General features: G+C 68.7%; 13 protein-coding genes and 1 tRNA gene. 11 read left to right on the top strand and 3 right to left on the bottom strand.

Features of this window, described 5'->3' with window-relative positions:
• Positions 1 to 47: 47 nt before the first annotated feature.
• Positions 48 to 566 (bottom strand): nickel-responsive transcriptional regulator NikR, encoded by a 519-nt coding sequence (gene nikR / locus ASF26_RS09850; protein WP_200925900.1) that lies wholly within the window; start codon positions 564 to 566, stop codon positions 48 to 50.
• A gap of 102 nt (positions 567 to 668) precedes the next feature.
• Here nikR and ASF26_RS09845 point away from each other — a divergent pair, with 102 nt between their 5' ends.
• The 10 genes from ASF26_RS09845 to atzF all read left to right on the top strand — a co-directional run bounded on the left by ASF26_RS09845 (position 669) and on the right by atzF (position 14,168).
• Positions 669 to 1,685 (top strand): ABC transporter substrate-binding protein, encoded by a 1,017-nt coding sequence (locus ASF26_RS09845; RefSeq protein ID WP_082477576.1) that lies wholly within the window; start codon positions 669 to 671, stop codon positions 1,683 to 1,685.
• A complete protein-coding gene (locus tag ASF26_RS09840; RefSeq protein ID WP_200925899.1) occupies positions 1,682 to 2,812 on the top strand; it encodes an ABC transporter permease in 1,131 nt (376 codons plus the stop codon). Before ASF26_RS09845 ends, ASF26_RS09840 begins: the two co-directional genes overlap by 4 nt.
• The gene (locus tag ASF26_RS09835) at positions 2,809 to 3,750 is read left to right on the top strand and encodes an ABC transporter ATP-binding protein (protein WP_056252799.1); all 942 of its coding nucleotides are present in this window, start codon (positions 2,809 to 2,811) and stop codon (positions 3,748 to 3,750) included. Before ASF26_RS09840 ends, ASF26_RS09835 begins: the two co-directional genes overlap by 4 nt.
• Positions 3,751 to 4,249: 499 nt before the next feature.
• A complete protein-coding gene (locus tag ASF26_RS09830) occupies positions 4,250 to 5,026 on the top strand; it encodes a creatininase family protein (protein WP_056252795.1) in 777 nt (258 codons plus the stop codon).
• A gap of 17 nt (positions 5,027 to 5,043) precedes the next feature.
• Complete coding sequence (gene glnT, locus ASF26_RS09825) at positions 5,044 to 6,417, top strand: type III glutamate--ammonia ligase (protein ID WP_056252792.1); 1,374 nt, start codon at positions 5,044 to 5,046, stop codon at positions 6,415 to 6,417.
• Positions 6,418 to 6,647: 230 nt separating this feature from the next.
• Positions 6,648 to 7,109 (top strand): cupin domain-containing protein, encoded by a 462-nt coding sequence (locus ASF26_RS09820; RefSeq protein ID WP_244475882.1) that lies wholly within the window; start codon positions 6,648 to 6,650, stop codon positions 7,107 to 7,109.
• 96 nt (positions 7,110 to 7,205) lie between these two features.
• A complete protein-coding gene (locus tag ASF26_RS09815) occupies positions 7,206 to 8,015 on the top strand; it encodes an urea amidolyase associated protein UAAP1 (protein WP_056252788.1) in 810 nt (269 codons plus the stop codon).
• Positions 8,016 to 8,030: 15 nt separating this feature from the next.
• Positions 8,031 to 8,684 (top strand): urea amidolyase associated protein UAAP2, encoded by a 654-nt coding sequence (locus tag ASF26_RS09810; RefSeq protein WP_056252785.1) that lies wholly within the window; start codon positions 8,031 to 8,033, stop codon positions 8,682 to 8,684.
• Complete coding sequence (gene uca, locus ASF26_RS09805; RefSeq protein ID WP_056252780.1) at positions 8,684 to 12,346, top strand: urea carboxylase; 3,663 nt, start codon at positions 8,684 to 8,686, stop codon at positions 12,344 to 12,346. The genes ASF26_RS09810 and uca overlap by 1 nt, the downstream gene beginning before the upstream one ends.
• Positions 12,347 to 12,368: 22 nt before the next feature.
• Entirely contained in the window at positions 12,369 to 14,168 is a 1,800-nt protein-coding gene (gene atzF, locus ASF26_RS09800; protein WP_056253346.1) for an allophanate hydrolase, read from the top strand.
• A 9-nt stretch (positions 14,169 to 14,177) separates the two neighbouring features.
• On the opposite strand, the gene ASF26_RS09795 is transcribed toward atzF, so the two are convergent.
• Positions 14,178 to 15,251: a GNAT family N-acetyltransferase gene (locus ASF26_RS09795; protein ID WP_056252775.1), complete on the bottom strand. Its 1,074-nt coding sequence runs from the start codon at positions 15,249 to 15,251 to the stop codon at positions 14,178 to 14,180.
• A gap of 538 nt (positions 15,252 to 15,789) precedes the next feature.
• Here ASF26_RS09795 and ASF26_RS09790 point away from each other — a divergent pair.
• A complete protein-coding gene (locus ASF26_RS09790; protein ID WP_056252772.1) occupies positions 15,790 to 16,332 on the top strand; it encodes a sigma-70 family RNA polymerase sigma factor in 543 nt (180 codons plus the stop codon).
• Positions 16,333 to 16,514: 182 nt separating this feature from the next.
• Here the strand turns inward: ASF26_RS09790 and ASF26_RS09785 are convergent.
• Positions 16,515 to 16,590 (bottom strand) — tRNA-Ala (locus ASF26_RS09785).
• Between the last annotated feature and the right edge of the window lie 58 nt (positions 16,591 to 16,648).

Genomic DNA, 16,648 nt, shown 5'->3' with positions numbered 1-16,648 from the left:
GAAGGCCTCGAAGGAGCCCTCCAGTTCGCACGAGGCTGCTGGAAACCTCAGCCGCCTCCCTCCCCCTGGAACGGATGGATCGGCGGGATCAGCGCCGCGGCGAGTTCCAGACGCCCGGAGATGACGCCGCGCTCGGTGATCATCGTGTCGGCGATGGTCTGCAGCGTGGCCGCCGGACCCTGGACCAGGACCACTTCGAGGGTTTGGTTGTTCATCAGGTGGACGTGGAGCGAGGAGATCACCTCGGCGATGTAGCGCCGCTGCAGGTCGGCCAGACGCTGCTGCACGCCAGGCGCGAGATGATCGTAGAACAGCGTGATCGTGCCCACCATCACCCGGTCGCCGACCTTGTGCCGGTGCTCCACGAGCGAGCGGTGGAGGATCGTCGCCACCGCCTGGGAGCGGCTGGCGAAGCCCCGTTCCCCCACCATGGTGTCGAGTTCGCAGAGCAGATCCTCGGACAGCGACAGGCTGATCCGGCTCACCGGCTTGCGCCGCCCGCCCCCGCCCTCCTCCGGGACCGCCCCGTCATCGGCCCCCATCTCGGTCTCGTCGCCACCGGCCATCGGGCCTCTCCTCAATGCCGGGCCGAACCTGGCACGTCTCTTGTATGGGTGAAAAGCAATCGGTATTACGATTTCCAGCGATCGTACTACGCGGTTCGGAGAATGCAGATGCACCTTTCCACGATCCTGACCGCCGGACGCAAGGCCATCACGGGCTGCGCCCTCGCTCTCGGCCTCCTCACGGCCTCCGCCTCCATCCCCGTGGCGCATGCCGCCGAGCCCCTGCGCATCGGCTACAGCGATTGGCCCGGCTGGGTGGCCTGGCAGGTCGCCATCGAGAAGGGCTGGCTGAAGGAGGCCGGGGTCGACGCGAAGTTCGAGTGGTTCGACTACTCGGCCTCCATGGACGCGTTCTCCGCCGGCAAGCTCGACGCCGTCACCTGCACCAACGGCGATGCCCTGGTGATGGGCGGCAACGGCGCCAAGAACGTCATGATCATGCTCACGGATTACTCCAACGGCAACGACATGATCGTCGGCAAGCCCGGCGTGAAGGCGCTGGCCGACCTCAAGGGCAAGAAGGTCGGCCTCGAAGTCGGCCTCGTGGAACATCTCCTCCTCATCAACGGCCTGACCAAGCTCGGCCTCAAGGAGACCGACGTCACCCTGGTCAACGCCAAGACCAACGAGACCCCGCAGGTCCTGGCATCGGGCGACGTCTCGGCCATCGGCGCCTGGCAGCCCGTCGCCGGCCAGGCGATGAAGGGCGCGGCCGGCGCCAAGCCGCTCTACACCTCCGCCGACGAGCCGGGCCTGATCTACGACGTGGTCGCGGTCTCGCCCGCGAGCCTGTCGGGCCGGCGCGCCGAGTGGATCAAGTTCGTCGGCGTCTGGGACAAGGTCGTCGCCTATATCCAGGACCCGAAGACGCAACCCGACGCGGTGGCGATCATGGCGGCCAAGGTCGGCATCGACGCGCCCACCTTCACCCGCTTCCTCAAGGGCACCAAGCTCCTCACCCTGGCCGAGGGCGCCAAGGTGATGAAGGATGCCGACGGGTTCGGCTCCCTCTACGGCTCAAGCCGCTACGCCGACGCCTTCAACGTCAAGTACGAGGTCTACAAGACCGCCCAGGACGTGAAGAGCTACATCGACCCCGCGCTGACCGACGGCAAATGAGCGCCGGGATGCGCCAGGGCGTGGAGCGCACTTCCCCTCCCCCTTGCGGGGAGGGGACAGGGGTGGGAGTGACGCCGCCAGCCTCGGCCGCGGTGGTTCACCCGACCTCCCCCACCTCCAACTCCTCCCCGCAAGGGGGAGGAGGGGTCCGCGCCTCGTCTCCCATCCCCCGCCGCCGCTCCTGGGTCGGTGTCGCCCGGCCGCTCTCACCGCGCCGCCGGACGAGTCTCGCAATCCTGTCGTTCCTGATCCCGCTCCTCGCCTGGGCAGCGGTCTCCTACGTGCCGTTCCTGTGGCATCCCCTGGTGGAGGTGACCGAGCCCGGCGACATCGCCTGGATGGAGCCGGGGATGCGCGTGCCGAAGTCCGCCTTCGCCGAGGAGGTCGCCTCCGCCAAGGCCGCCGGCACCGCCGAGCCGGCGGGCAGGCCCGCCAACCCGGTCTATCTCCCCGCCCCGCACGAGGTGGCGGAAGCGTTCTGGACCTCGCTGACGGCCCAGCCGACCCAGCGCGACGCCATCCGCCTGCCGTTGAGCCTGTGGCACTCGATCCAGATCATCGCCTTCGGCTTCCTGCTGTCCTCGCTGATCGGCGTGCCGCTGGGAATCCTCTGCGGCGCCCAGCCGACCCTGGCGCGCCTCACCGAGCCGGTCATCGAGTTCGTGCGCTACATGCCGGCACCCGCCTTCGGCGCGCTGATGGTGGCGATCCTCGGCATCTATGACGGGCCGAAGATCGCGATCATCGTCATCGGCACCTTCTTCCAGCAGGTGCTGGTCATCGCCAACACCACCCGGCGGATCGACCCGTTGCTGATCGAGGCGGCACTCACCCTCGGCGCGCGCAATCTCCGCCTCATCCGCCGGGTGATCGTGCCGGCGATGCTGCCGCAGCTCTACCGCGACCAGCGCATCCTGCTCGGCTGGGCCTGGACCTACCTCATCGTCGCCGAGCTCATCGGCACCTCGTCGGGCATCACCTTCTTCATCACGCAGCAGGCCCGCTACCAGCATTTCGACAACGTCTACGCCGCGATCCTCATCATCGGCCTCGTTGGCTCGATCACGGATCTCGCCCTCGCCTGGCTCGGCCGCCGGCTGTTCCCCTACGACAGGAGCGAAGCGTGAACTCGGTCTCTCCCGTCGTCTCGCCCGTCACCCTGCCGATCGAGGCCTGCGATTACTGCACCCAGTGCGAGCCGGTCCGCGCCCGGTTCGAGAAACTGAAGAGCCGCGAGGTCGCCCTCCGGGTCGAGAAGCTGACGAAGACCTTCCGCAGGGCGGATGGCGGTACCACGGTGGCCCTGAAGGAAATCGACCTCGTCACCCACCGGCGCGAGTTCCTCTGCGTCGTCGGCCCGTCGGGCTGCGGCAAGTCCACCTTCGTGCGCATCCTCGCCGGGCTCGAGGCTTCGACCTCGGGCGTGGTCAGCGTCGAGGGCGTGCCGGTCTCGGGGCCGGGGGCCGACCGGGGCATGGTGTTCCAGGGCTACACCCTGTTTCCCTGGCTCAGCGTCCTGCGCAACGTCGCCTTCGGCCTGGAGGAGAACGGCACGCCGCGTCGGGAAGCGGAGCGCGAGGCCCGGCAATGGCTGGCGCTGATCGGGCTCGAGGCCTTCGCCGACAGCTATCCCCACCAGCTCTCCGGCGGCATGAAGCAGCGCGTGGCCATCGCCCGGGCGCTGGCCACGCGGCCGCGCATCCTGCTCATGGACGAGCCGTTCTCGGCCCTCGACACCCAGTCGCGCGCCCGGATGCAGGCCTATCTCATCGAGATCTGGAAGAAGATCGACATCACCATCGTCTTCATCACCCACGATCTCGACGAGGCGGTGCATCTGGCCGACCGCATCCTGGTGCTCAGCGCCCATCCGGGCGAGGTCGCCGAACTCATCGAGGTGCCGGTGCCGCGCCCGCGCAGCTACAACCAGGCGCTCACCCCTGAATTCCGCGCCACCCGCGCCCGCCTCGATGCGCTGATCCACCCGCCGAAGGACGAGGCCGAGGATTCCGTGGCGCCGGATGTGGTGACGCGCATGACCTCGGCCGGGGACGAGGTGGAATGATCTCCATGTCTTACACGACCGGCTCCGGCTTGCCTCATGGCGATCTCCGGAATGCCGACGTTCACGCATCCGGGTCGCTCAGGCACAGCCCTCCCCCCTTTACGGGGGAGGGTGGTCGCGGAGCGACCGGGAGAGGGGGCGACCTTTCCGGAGATGGCGCACCCCTCATCCGACCCGCTTCGCGGACCACCTTCTCCCGCAGAAGGGAGAAGGGGTCGTCTCACCTCGACCTCGCTGCCGCCGCAAATGCGGCCGAGCGCATCCCCCTCTCCCCGCTCGCGGGGAGAGGGCTTCCTGCTCCCTTGCCGGGGCAGGAAGCGAGGCGGCAGCCGACGGTGAGGGGGCGGTTCCGGATGAGCCTCATCCGCCGAGACCCCCTCACCCTCGCTTCGGCTTCGCCTGCGCTACCCGCAGGCACGACGGGGTGCCTGCGGGCCTCTCCCCGCCCGGCGGGGAGAGGGGGGCGCGACCGCTTCGTCGACCTACGGGCATCCCAGCCATGACCGCACCCTCCCCCCTCCTCTGGGCGAACCGCACCTGGGACGAGATCCCCGGCGACCTCGCCGCCGTTTCGCACGCCGCCATCCTGCCCGTGGGAGCCACCGAGCAGCACGGGCTGCATCTCGGCACTGGCATGGATTTCGTCCTGACCGAGGCTCTGACCCATGCGGTCTCGGCGCGGACCCGCGTGCCGGTGCTGCCCACCCTGCCCTATGGCTGTTCCCTCGGGCATAGCCGGCGCTGGCCCGGTACGATTACCCTCGATCCCGTGATGATGACGCGGCTCGTGGCCCAGATCGGCACCTCGGCCTACCAGTCGGGCGTCCGCCGGCTGTTCATCGTCAACGCCCACGTCACCAACGCCGCGCCCCTGCGCTGCGCCCTGGAGATGCTGCGCGCCGCCCATGACGACCTCATGGTCGCCCTGGTGAACTCCGCCACGGTGAGCGAGCGCGTCCGCGCCGCGCATTTCGCCGATGCCGACGACTGGCACGCCAACGCCGCCGAGACCGCGCTGATGATGGCGACGGCGCCCGATCTCGTGCGCCCGGACCGCATCGCCGATGCGGACGATCCCGACCGGACGGAGGGGCTCGTCTTCTCCCATCCGGTCAACCGCACCAGCCTGAACGGCGTCACCGGACGCCCCTCGCAGGCGAGCCTGGAAGACGGGAAACGCCTGTTCGACTGGATGGTCGAGGACTTGTCCGCGCTCGTCCTGCGCGGCCTCTCCGAGACCCCGCCCCTCCCCCATTCCTTCTCCGTTTCCGCTTAAAACCAAGGAGCCACCCGATGGCGCATGCCACCGAAATCGATCCCGCCATCGCCAAGCTGCAGGACGACCTGCGCGCCAAGGGCGTGAAATACGTCATCGGCGCCTATGTCGACATCCACGGTGCGCAAAAGGCCAAGGTGGTACCCGTCGACCACCTGCCGCAGATGGCGGCGGGGTCCGAGCGCTATACCGGCTATGCCCTCGACGGGCTCGGCCAGGCCCCGAACGAGGATGAGCTCGCCTCGGTGCCGGACTTCTCGCAGCTGATCCAGCTGCCCTGGGAATCGAAACTGGCCTGGTGCCCAGCCGACCTGACGTTCCAGGGCCAGCCCTACCCGCTCTCCACCCGCGTTGCCCTCAAGACCGTGCTGAAGGATGCCGAGGCCATGGGCTTCGGCTTCAACCTCGGCATCGAATGCGAGATCTTCCTGCTTAAGCAGGAGGCAGACGGCTCGCTGCACACGCCGATCCCCGAAGATAAGCTGGTGAAGCCCTGCTACGACGTGCGCGGCTTCGTCGACAATTTCACCTGGCTCGACAAGGTCGCCACCACGATCAACGATCTCGGATGGGACCTGTATTCCTTCGACCACGAGGATGCCTGCGGCCAGTTCGAGTTCGACTTCAACTATGCCGACGCCCTGACCATGTGCGACCGGCTCACCTTCTTCCGCATGATGGCCAAGCATTATGCCAAGGAAGAAGGCCTCATCGCCACGATGATGCCCAAACCCTTTGCAGATCGCACCGGCAATGGCGCGCATTTCAACATGTCCCTCTCCGATAAGGAGACGGGCAAGAACGCCTTCGCCTGCGACCCGAAAGACGATCCGCGCGGCCTCGGCCTCACCGAGACCGGCTACCACTTCATCGGCGGCGTGCTGAAGCACGGGCGGGCGCTCTGCGCCGCCTTCGCGCCGACCGTGAACAGCTACAAGCGCCTCGTGCGCCAGGGCTCCATGGCCGGCTTCTCCTGGGCGCCGGTATTCAACTCCTACGGCTCGAACAACCGCACCAATTCGGTGCGGGTGCCGGCCGGCGGCGGACGCTGCGAAAGCCGCAACGCCGACGGTGCGGTGAACCCCTACCTCGCCGCCGCCCTGGTCCTCGCGGCCGGCCTCGAAGGCATCCGCGAGCGCATCGATCCGGGTGCCCCCAACGAGGACAACCTCTACGACCTCACCGACGCCCAGCGCGCCGAGCGCGGCATCGAGTTCCTGCCCCAGACCCTCGCCGAGGCTGTGGACGCCTTCGCTGCCGACCCGCTGGTGGAGAAGACCCTGGGCAAGGCGCTGCGCGACGAGTTCATCCGCTACAAGCGCGCCGAGTGGGAGGAGTATCACCTCACGGTCAGTGCTTGGGAGATCGAGCGCTACAGCCATCTTTTCTAGGCAGGCTCAACAAAAGCGGTCGCTGGTTTTGCATTGTCAAACCGGCGACACGTCAAAGGCCCGGGCGAGGTGAAGCATTGGCATGCCGATGCGAACCTCGCTTGCCGTTAACCCTTACTCGAAGCAGATTCTCAACACACTCATGCTTCTCTCCTGCAGTCATTATTGGTATTCGCAAGGGTGGTCGAGATTCGGCCGGCCGCGGATGCGGTTGCGGGGGAGATGGTTCGGTGGAGATTGCGCGACTGCTTCATACGTTCGGCGGTCCGTTGTTCGCCCTGTTCGGCGGAATCGGCGCGCGGTCGATGGGGACGCTCGTGACCGGCATGGGGAGCGGCGTCCGGACCGTGGATTTCGCCGGGTCGCCCCGCCCCTGCAAGCCCTACCGGCCGGACCCGGGCCGGATCGTCTCGGGCGATCCCGCCCAGACGGTGAGCGTCGCCTACCAGAGCGACGACGGTCTCTTCTCGGCCGGAACCTGGACCTGCCAGCCGGGCAAATGGCACATCGACTTCGCCCAGAACGAGTTCGTGCACATCCTCGAAGGGGTGGTGGTGGTCACGGACGGGGATGGGCTCGCCAAGACCTACCGGGCGGGGGACGCCTTCGTCTCCCCCGCCGGTTTCTCCGGCACCTGGGACGTCAGGGAGCCGGTGCGCAAGTACTTCACACTCGGTGGTCCGCCGGGTTAAGCAGCACCGCTAACGACGCATGCCCGCCGGGACGACCCGGCCGCGCCAGGGCTGTTTTTCCGGGACGACCCGGAGAACAGCCTTGAGGAGACGGGCATGACCGACACAGCCAGCATTATCGCCGAGAATCGGCGACGCTACGAGGAACTGAAGGCGCAAGGGCAGGGCCATGCCCCCCGCGCCCTGCCGCCGCCCTCCGCACGGGGCTTGCCCCTCGACGAGGCGGCGATCCTCCACACCGAGACCATCCCCGGCGGCTGGTATCGCACCTTCGAGCTCAATGCCGGCGAGGCCCTGCGCATCGCCCTGGACCATGGCCCGTCCAGCGTCGCCCTCGTGGCCTGGAACGCCGCCGAGACGTCGGAACGCCTGAACTACGCCGATACCGTGAAGGTGCAGTGGACCGCCGCCCTTCAGCGCGGCCGGGTGCTGTTCTCCGACATGGGCCGGGTGATGCTGTCCCTCATTGAGGATTCCTGCGGTGCGCACGATGCGCTCGTCGGTGGTTCGAACGCCGCCTCCAACGCCGCCCGCTACCCCGGCGGCCCCCATCGCAACACCCGCGACAACCTCGTTCTCGCCGCCCTGAAGGCCGGGCTCGACCGGCGCGACATCCCCGCCTGCGTCACGCTGTTCGCCCCCGTTTCCGTCGGCGCGGAGGGGCGCTTCGCCTGGAACGAGGCCGGGCGCCGCGCCGGCGACTTCGTCGATCTGCGCGCCGAGCTCGACCTCCTCGTCACCCTCTCCAACTGTCCCCACCCCCTCGACCCGAACCCGGACTATGCGCCCAACCCCGTGGTGGTGACCCGCTTCCGGGCGCCCGTCCCCGCGGCGGACGATCTCTGCCGCACCGCCACGATCGAGGCCGTGCGCGGCTTCGAGAACAACGCCGCCATCGGCTTCTGACGGGAGGGACGCATCATGACCAACGACACCCAGCTTCTCCTCGACGAGGTCTTGCTCGACGAGGTCGTGCCGGCCCAGGCGCCCTGGTCGGGCCTCGTGCGCAAGGGCCAGATTCTGCGCATCACCGACACCGACGGCTGCCAGGCGGTGGACACCCTGTTCTACCGCGCCGGCGACATGGGCGAGCGCTACTCCTCCCAGGACACCCTGCGCGTCCAGGGCTCGGCCTATGTGACGACGGGCACCCGCCTCGTCTCCAACGAGGGCCGGGTGATGGCCACCGTCACCGCCGATTCCTGCGGCCGGCACGACACCTCGGCGGGGGCCTGCTCCTGCGAGGCCAATACCGTCCGCTTCGGCCACGCCACCCGCTATCTCCATGCCTGCCGCGAGAACTTCGCCCTGGAAGTCGCCAAATACGGGCTCTCGAAGCGCGACATCCCGCCCAACATCAACTTCTTCATGAACGTGCCCATCGAGCAGAACGGCGAACTCGCCATCGTCGATGGCGTCTCCGCGCCGGGCGACTACGTCGAGGTCACGGCGGAGATGGACGTGATCTGCGTGATCTCGAACTGCCCGCAGATCAACAACCCCTGCAACGGCTTTAACCCGACTCCGATCCACGTCTCCATCCGGGATCAAGCCTCGACCGGGGATCTGCGCTGATGTTCGGCAAGATCCTCATCGCCAATCGCGGCGAGATCGCCCGGCGGATCGCCTGCACCTGCCGGCGCATGGGTGTCGCGTCCGTGGCGGTCTACTCCGATGCCGACCGGTTCACCCGCGGCGTGCTGGAGGCGGACGAGGCCGTCCGCCTCGGACCCGCGCCGGCCGCCGAGAGCTACCTGAACGTCGAGGCCGTGATCGCCGCCTGCAAGGCGACGGGGGCGCAAGCCGTCCATCCCGGCTACGGCTTCCTGTCGGAGAACGTGGCCTTCGCCGAGCGTCTCGCCGCCGAGGGCATCGTCTTCATCGGCCCGAAGCCCGAGCACCTGCGTGCCTTCGGCCTCAAGCACACCGCCCGCGACCTCGCCCGCGCCAGCGGCGTGCCCCTCCTGCCCGGCACCGGCCTTCTGCCGGATCTGGACGCGGCGATCGCGGCGGCCGAGACCATCGGCTACCCGGTGATGCTCAAGAGCACCGCCGGCGGCGGTGGCATCGGCATGCGCCTCTGCGCCTCGGCCGACGAACTGCGCGAGCACTATACCAGCGTGGAGCGCACGGCCCGCGCCAGCTTCGGCGATGCCCGCGTCTATCTCGAACGCTTCGTCGGCGAGGCGCGCCACGTGGAGGTGCAGATCTTCGGCGACGGCGCCGGCCGCGTCGTGGCGCTCGGAGAGCGCGACTGCTCGCTCCAGCGCCGCAACCAGAAGGTCATTGAGGAAACGCCGGCTCCGAGCCTGTCGGAGGCCGTGCGTGAGCGGCTTCACGCGGCCTCTGTGGCTTTGGGGACAAGCGTCGCCTACGCCTCGGCGGGGACGGTGGAGTACATCTACGATCCCGTCCGCGAGGATTTCTCCTTCCTCGAAGTGAACACCCGCCTCCAGGTCGAGCACCCGGTCACCGAGGCGGTGTTCGGCATCGATCTCGTGGAATGGATGATCCGCCAGGCCGCCGGCGAGGACGTGATCGGCGCGGCCGGCCCCCTGGTCCCGCGCGGTGCGGCGATGGAGGCGCGGCTCTATGCCGAGATCCCCCACGCCAATTTCGCCCCGAGCGCCGGCCTCCTCACCGAGGTGCGCTTCCCCGCCGAGGCGCGCATCGACGGCTGGATCGAGACCGGCACCGAGGTCACCACGCATTACGACCCGATGCTCGCCAAGATCATCGTGACGGGCGAGGACCGCCCGGCGGCGCTCGCCGCTTTGCGCCAGGCCCTCGACGACAGCGCGGTTTCGGGGATCGAGACCAATCTCGATTATCTGCGCGCCATCGCCGGTTCCGAGCTCTTCGCCTCGGGCCGGGTCGCCACCACGGCGTTGCGTGACTTCCCCTATGCGCCGCGCAGCATCGAGGTGCTGGTCCCCGGCGCGCAATCGAGCCTGCAGGAACTGCCCGGCCGCATCGGCCTCTGGCATGTGGGCGTGCCGCCGAGCGGGCCGATGGATGCGCGCTCGTTCCGCGACGCCAACGCCCTCGTGGGCAACCCGCCCGACACCTGCGCCCTGGAACTCACCGTGTCCGGCCCGACCCTGCGGTTCCACGCCTCCGGCACCGTGGCGCTCGCCGGGGCCGCGATGACCGTACGCCTCGACGGGGTCGAGCAGCCTCACGGGAAGGCTTTCGCGGTCGAACCCGGACAGACCCTGAGCATCGGCGCGATCGCCGGCCCCGGCCAGCGCAGCTACCTCGCCCTGCGCGGCGGTTTCGCCGCCCCCGTTATCCTCGGCTCGCGGGCGACCTTCGCGCTCGGCGCCTTCGGCGGCCATGCCACCGGCGTCCTGAAGGCCGGGGACGTCCTGCATCTCGGCGATGCCCCTTGCGTCGAAGCGTCGATGCCCGCGCCCGCGCCGCTGACCCATGCCTGGGAGATCGGTGTGGTCTACGGGCCGCACGGCGCGCCGGACTTCTTCCGGGACGAGGACATTTCGGACCTGTTCTCAGCCTCTTACGAGGTTCACTTCAACTCGGCCCGCACCGGCGTGCGCCTCGTCGGCCCGACTCCGCTCTGGGCGCGGAGCGACGGCGGCGAGGCCGGACTTCACCCGTCGAACCTCCACGACAACGCCTACGCCATCGGCTCCATCGACTTCACCGGCGACATGCCGATCCTCCTGGGGCCGGACGGCCCGAGTCTCGGCGGCTTCGTCTGCCCGGCGGTGATCGCCCGCGACGAGCAGTGGAAGATGGGTCAGTTGCGGCCGGGGGATACGGTGCGGTTCAGGGCAGTGGAGCGTGCGGGGGACGATCCCTTCGCCCTGTCTCAACTACATCCTCATCCTGAGGTGCCGGAGCGTAGCGGAGGCCTCGAAGGAGGGCTCCAGAGAACGCCGCGCCCCCTGGAGGCCTCCTTCGAGGCCGCTTGCGCGGCACCTCAGGATGAGGTCGTTGGATTGGGGGGAGGGAGAAGGGCGGCCGGCTCGCCCATCCTCGCCGCCGATTCCTCCGGCCCCGTGCCGGTGGTCTACCGCCGCCAGGGCGACGACAACCTGCTGGTCGAATACGGGCCGATGGCCCTCGATATCGGCATCCGCCTGCGGGTCCACCTCCTCGCCGAAGCGGTGGCCGAGGCGCGGTTGCCCGGTCTCATCGACCTGACGCCGGGCATCCGCTCGCTCCAGATCCATTACGACGGCACCACGCTGCCGCGCTCCCGCCTCCTCGGGCAGTTGCGCGAGATCGAGGCCGCCCTGCCAGCCGTCGAGGACGTGACGGTGCCGAGCCGCGTGGTCCACCTGCCCCTGTCCTGGAACGACCCCCAGGCCGAACTCGCGATGCGCAAGTATCAGGAGCTTGTGCGCCCCAACGCGCCCTGGTGCCCCTCGAACATCGAGTTCATCCGCCGCATCAACGGCTTGGAGTCGGAAGCTGACGTGAAACGCATCATCTTCGATGCGAGCTATCTCGTGATGGGGCTGGGCGACGTCTATCTCGGCGCGCCGGTGGCGACGCCGGTGGACCCGCGCCACCGCCTCGTCACCACCAAGTACAACCCCGCCCGCACCTGGACGCCTGAGAACGCGGTGGGCATCGGCGGCGCCTATATGTGCATCTACGGCATGGAGGGGCCGGGCGGGTACCAACTCTTCGGCCGCACCATCCAGATCTGGAACACCTGGCGGATGACGAAGGAATTCGTCCCCGGCCATCCCTGGCTGCTGCGCCCGTTCGACCGCATCCGCTTCTTCCCCGTGAGCCACGACGAGCTGACGGAGGCGCGGGCCGCCTTCCCGCACGGGGCCTACCCTCTACGGATCGAGGAGGGGACGTTCTCCTATGCCGAGCATCGGGCCGAGCTCGCCCGCAACGCCGTCGAGATCACGCAGGCGAAGCTCCGCCAGCAGACCGCCTTCGAGGCCGAGCGGCAGCGCTGGCAGGATGAGGGGCTCGACAGTTTCGTCGCCGACGAGTGTGCGCCCGTGGGCGAGGAGGATGCGGTGCCCGCCGGCCATGTGGGCGTGCCGACCACCGTGCCGGGCAACGTCTGGAAGGTTCTGGTCGAGGAAGGCCAGAGCGTCGCGGCCGGCGAGACGGTGGCGATCCTCGAATCGATGAAGATGGAGATCGCCGTTTCCGCCCCGGTGGCGGGAATCGTGCGTGAGGTCCGGGTGAAGCCGGGCCGCACCCTGCGCGGCGGCGATCTCGTCGCCATCCTCCAGGAGATCTGAGCGGATGAGAGAGCCGACCGACATGCTGCCGACCATCCCCGACCTGTCGACCCTGCGCGACCTCTACGCCTCGGGGCGTGCCACCCCCGTGACCGTCGCCGAAGCCGTCGCCGACCGGATGGAGGCGTCGACGGACCCCGCCATCTTCATCACCGCCCTCGACCGTGAGGCATTGGTGAGCGCGGCGCGGGACCTGATGGCGCGCCACCCCGAGCCGAACTCCCTGCCGCTCTGGGGCGTGCCCTTCGCGGTGAAGGACAATATCGACGTCGCCGGCCTGCCGACGACGGCGGCCTGCCCGGCCTTCGCCTACACGGCGGAGGCGGATGCCGAGGTGGTGGCGCGCCTGAAGGCGGCGGGTGCGTTCTGCACGGGCAAGACCAATCTCGACCAGTTCGCCACCGGCCTCAACGGCACCCGCTCGCCCTACGGCGCGCCGCGCAGCGTGTTCAGCGCCGCCCATGTCTCGGGCGGGTCGAGCTCCGGCTCGGCCGTCGCCGTGGCGGCGGGGCTCGCGAGCTTTTCGCTGGGCACCGACACGGCCGGTTCCGGCCGTGTGCCGGCGATGTTCAACAACCTCGTGGGGATCAAGCCGACGCCGGGCCTGTTCAGCACGACGGGCCTCGTCCCCGCCTGCCGCAGCCTCGACTGCATTAGCATCTTCGCAGCGACCGTCAGCGACGGTCTCGCGATCCGCCGCATCGCGGAAGGTTACGATGCCGCCGATCCGTTCTCGCGGCGGGCGGTGCCGCATTCCCTCCCCGCCCGGGGCCTGCGCTTCGGCGTCCCGATTCCGGCCGAGCGCGAGTTCTACGGCGATGCCGAGCGCGAGGCGCTCTATGATGCGGCCATCGCCCGCCTCGAAGCGCTGGGCGCCGTGGCGGTGCCATTCGATTACGCGCCCTTCCGCGAGATCGCGACCCTGCTCTACAACGGGCCGTGGGTGGCCGAGCGCCTGGCCGCCATCGCCGCGTTCTTCGCCGGGAATGCCGAGGCCCTCGACCCGAGCGTGAGGAGCATCGTCGAGTCCGCCAAGGGCTACAGCGCCGTCGACGCGTTCGAGGGGCGCTACGCGTTCGAGGCCCTGCGGCGGCGCACCGAGGCGACCTGGGCGGAGGTCGACATCCTGCTCCTGCCGACCTCCCCCACCACCTACACGGTGGAGGAGATGCGGGCCGACCCGATCCGCCTCAACAGCCATTTCGGGCATTACACCAACTTCGCCAACCTTCTCGGCCTCGCCGCGATAGCGGTGCCCGGAGGCTTCGGCGCCGATGGATTACCCGGCGGCGTGACGCTCGTCGGCCCTGGCTTCAGCGACGAGGCTTTGGGCCCCTGGGCCGACGCGCTCCACCGCGCGGCCGCGTGCGGGATGGGGATCGCGCGCGGCGCGACCCTGCCCGAGGCCAGCCGGGTGCCGGCCCCGGAGGCGGACGAGATCGCCATCGCGGTGGTGGGCGCCCATCTCACGGGGCTCCCGCTCAACCACCAGCTCACCGATCTCGGCGGCAGGAAGGTGCGGGCGGCCCGGACGTCGGGCGCGTACCGCCTCTACGCCCTGCCCGGCACCCAGCCGGCTAAGCCCGGTCTGGTCCACGAGCCGGGCTTTGCCGGCGGCGGGTTGGAGGTGGAGATCTGGGCCCTGCCCCCGGCGAGTTTCGGCCGCTTCGCCGCCGCGATCCCCGCCCCCCTCGGCATCGGCAAGCTCACCCTGGAGGACGGCTCGGACGTCTCCGGGTTCCTGTGCGAGGCCCATGCGGTGGCGGGCGCCGAGGACATCACCCACCATGGCGGCTGGCGCGCCTATCTCGCCTCCCGCTGACGCATCCCGTCAGGACACGGGCTGCGATCCGGCCTCCGGCGAAGCGGGAATCCCGCCCGCCGGCGACCACAGCCTTTCGCAAAAGAAGCGCTCGCGCAGGAGCATCACCAGAGCCGCGCGCTTGTGCGGGAAATCGAAGGTCTTGATCCGCGCGAAGCCCGACCGCTCCAGGTTGCGCAATTGCTGGACATGGTCCGCCTTGGGCTCGCCGACGATCCGCTCCGTGCGCGGGTCGTCGAGGAAGAGCGCGTGCATCAGCGAGGGCAGCCAGGCCGAGATGTAGGCCTTGCCGCGAAACCGGCTCTCGCCGATCAGGACATGCCAGCCGCGATCGTAATCCTGCACGTCGTAGAACGGGGCGAGGCGGTTCTCCTTGGCCCAGTAGATCTCGAAATAGCCGAACGGCTCGCCACCGATTGTCCCGATCAGCGGGATCATGTGCGGATCAGCGATGAGGCCGGCGAGATAGGCCTCGTGCTTGTCGCGTTCGCCGGCCTCGCCCCAGGCGGCATCGACCACCGGATCGTTGAACCAGCGATGCAGGGTATCGACGTCGTCGATTGTGGCGGCGCGGAACGCCACGGCCTGTCCGAGCCAGGGGATGAAGCGGGAATAGATCACGCCCTCGGGCTTCGGCGGCCGCTGCGGATGGCGCTTGCCGCCGCTCATCACCAGCCGCGCCGGAAAATCGCGCGATGCCAGGTTGGCGAGCCAGGGTTCGGGGCGCTGCCACAGCATCGTGGGATCGACGCCGAGGCCGTCTCCCTCCCGCACGGCGAGGCCGCGTTCCATCAGGGAATCGGCGAGGCCGGCGAAGCTCGCGGGATCGAGGCCGATCCGCTCGGCCTCGGGATTGGTCGCCGAGACCGTCTCGAAGGCCGCCGTGACACTGGTGAGGACGTCTCGCGGGTCGGGTCTCACCGGCTCCTTGATGGAGAGATGCAGGCCGGCTCCCCCCTGGAGGCGCAGGCGGAGACCGACCCGGCCTTCCGCCACGACGCTGAGCCGGTCGCCGTCGCGATAAACCTCGAGGGGACGGCCCGTCGCCTCGCCGCATCGAAAGGGTGCTGTCGTCCGGAGCATCGCGTCTCGTCGTTGGCTGGAACCGGCATCCGCGAACGGGGACGCCCTTTCGGGAGAAGACGACCGGCGGCGTGGTAAATTTAGTAGCGCGCACGAAACTTCCGGCCATCGCACGCGGCGTGGCCGGACGATCCGGCTCCCGCCGCCCCGCGCCGTCACCTCACACGGCCTATCTAACGCTGGGCGGGTAAGATAGTCTGGATACAACCGATCACGATCCGAAGATGTCGTTGCTCATGCAAAGGATGATCCGCGGCCATGCAAAGCCGGGCTTCGGGCGGATGCGGTGTCCTGCGACAGCACAAGTCCTTCCCAGTGAGCCTAAATATCCATCAAACCGTGATTATCGACTGTCCGATATGAGTTTAGAAGACTTCTAATTCAAATATTTTCTGACCAAGGCGCCCTTGTAAGTCTGTGAAATTTCCCTCTTTAGCCTCGGTGTCTGAGGTGGGGGTGGCACTTGCCCGGCGATGTGGCGCGGCGGGGTGGTTTCCCCCGGTTTCGTCCTGGCCTGCACATTCGAAGAAGGTCGTCCATGGGACAACGTCATACGCACGAGACGCGCAGCGACATCGACGCTCCGCTGCTCTCCACTCTCATCGCCGAGCAATCGGGCCTCGTCGCCTACGCGACGCAGATCCTGCATGATCGCTCTGCGGCCGAGGACGTGGTGCAGGAGGTGGTGCTCAAGCTCTGCGAGGAGCCGGCCGCCGACCTGCGTCAGGGCCGCCGCATCGAGGCGCCGGTGCCTTACCTGCGGCGGATGGTGCGGAACGCCGCCATCGACTGGGCGCGCCGGACCTTGCGCGAGCGCTGCCGCTTCGTGCCGGACGAACTGGCCGAGGCCGTCGCCGCTCCCTGCGCCTGCCCTCAGGATCGTCTCGAACAATGCCAGGCCCTGAAGGCCGCCCTGGCCGCACTGGAGACGACGTCGGAGCGCACCCGCCGGGTCTTCCTCGCCCACAGGATCGACGGTGTGCCGCAAACCGTCCTCGCCCGCGAGAACGGCGTCTCCCCGACGCTGGTGAATTTCATGATCCGTGACGGCACGGCTCTGTGCCGATCCGCGGCGTCCTGAGCAGGTCTCGCACCGGTACGGACCACCGCCATCCGGCAGGGGACGCTTTCAGGGAAAGGGGGGGTCGGATGGCGCTCGAAGCGACGTCCGATGGCGCTCGAAAGCACCGTATCATGGCGGTGGCGATGACGCGCGCCACGCTCGTCACAAGATCGTTGTTCACCAGGGACTTGGAAGAAACCTGGTGGAGCTGAGCGGGATCGAACCGCTGACCTCCGCAGTGCGATTGCGGCGCTCTCCCATCTGAGCTACAGCCCCGTTCCGAGGTGCCGGCCTTGTAGGCGCGCGTACCTCGACCTGTCAATTCCGGAATTCC

It is taken from the genome of Methylobacterium sp. Leaf93 (assembly GCF_001422345.1).
In the GTDB taxonomy this organism is placed as follows: Bacteria; Pseudomonadota; Alphaproteobacteria; order Rhizobiales; family Beijerinckiaceae; genus Methylobacterium; species Methylobacterium bullatum.
Note: the sequence above shows the minus strand (reverse complement) of the source record. Positions and strands in the feature narration are given on the sequence as shown.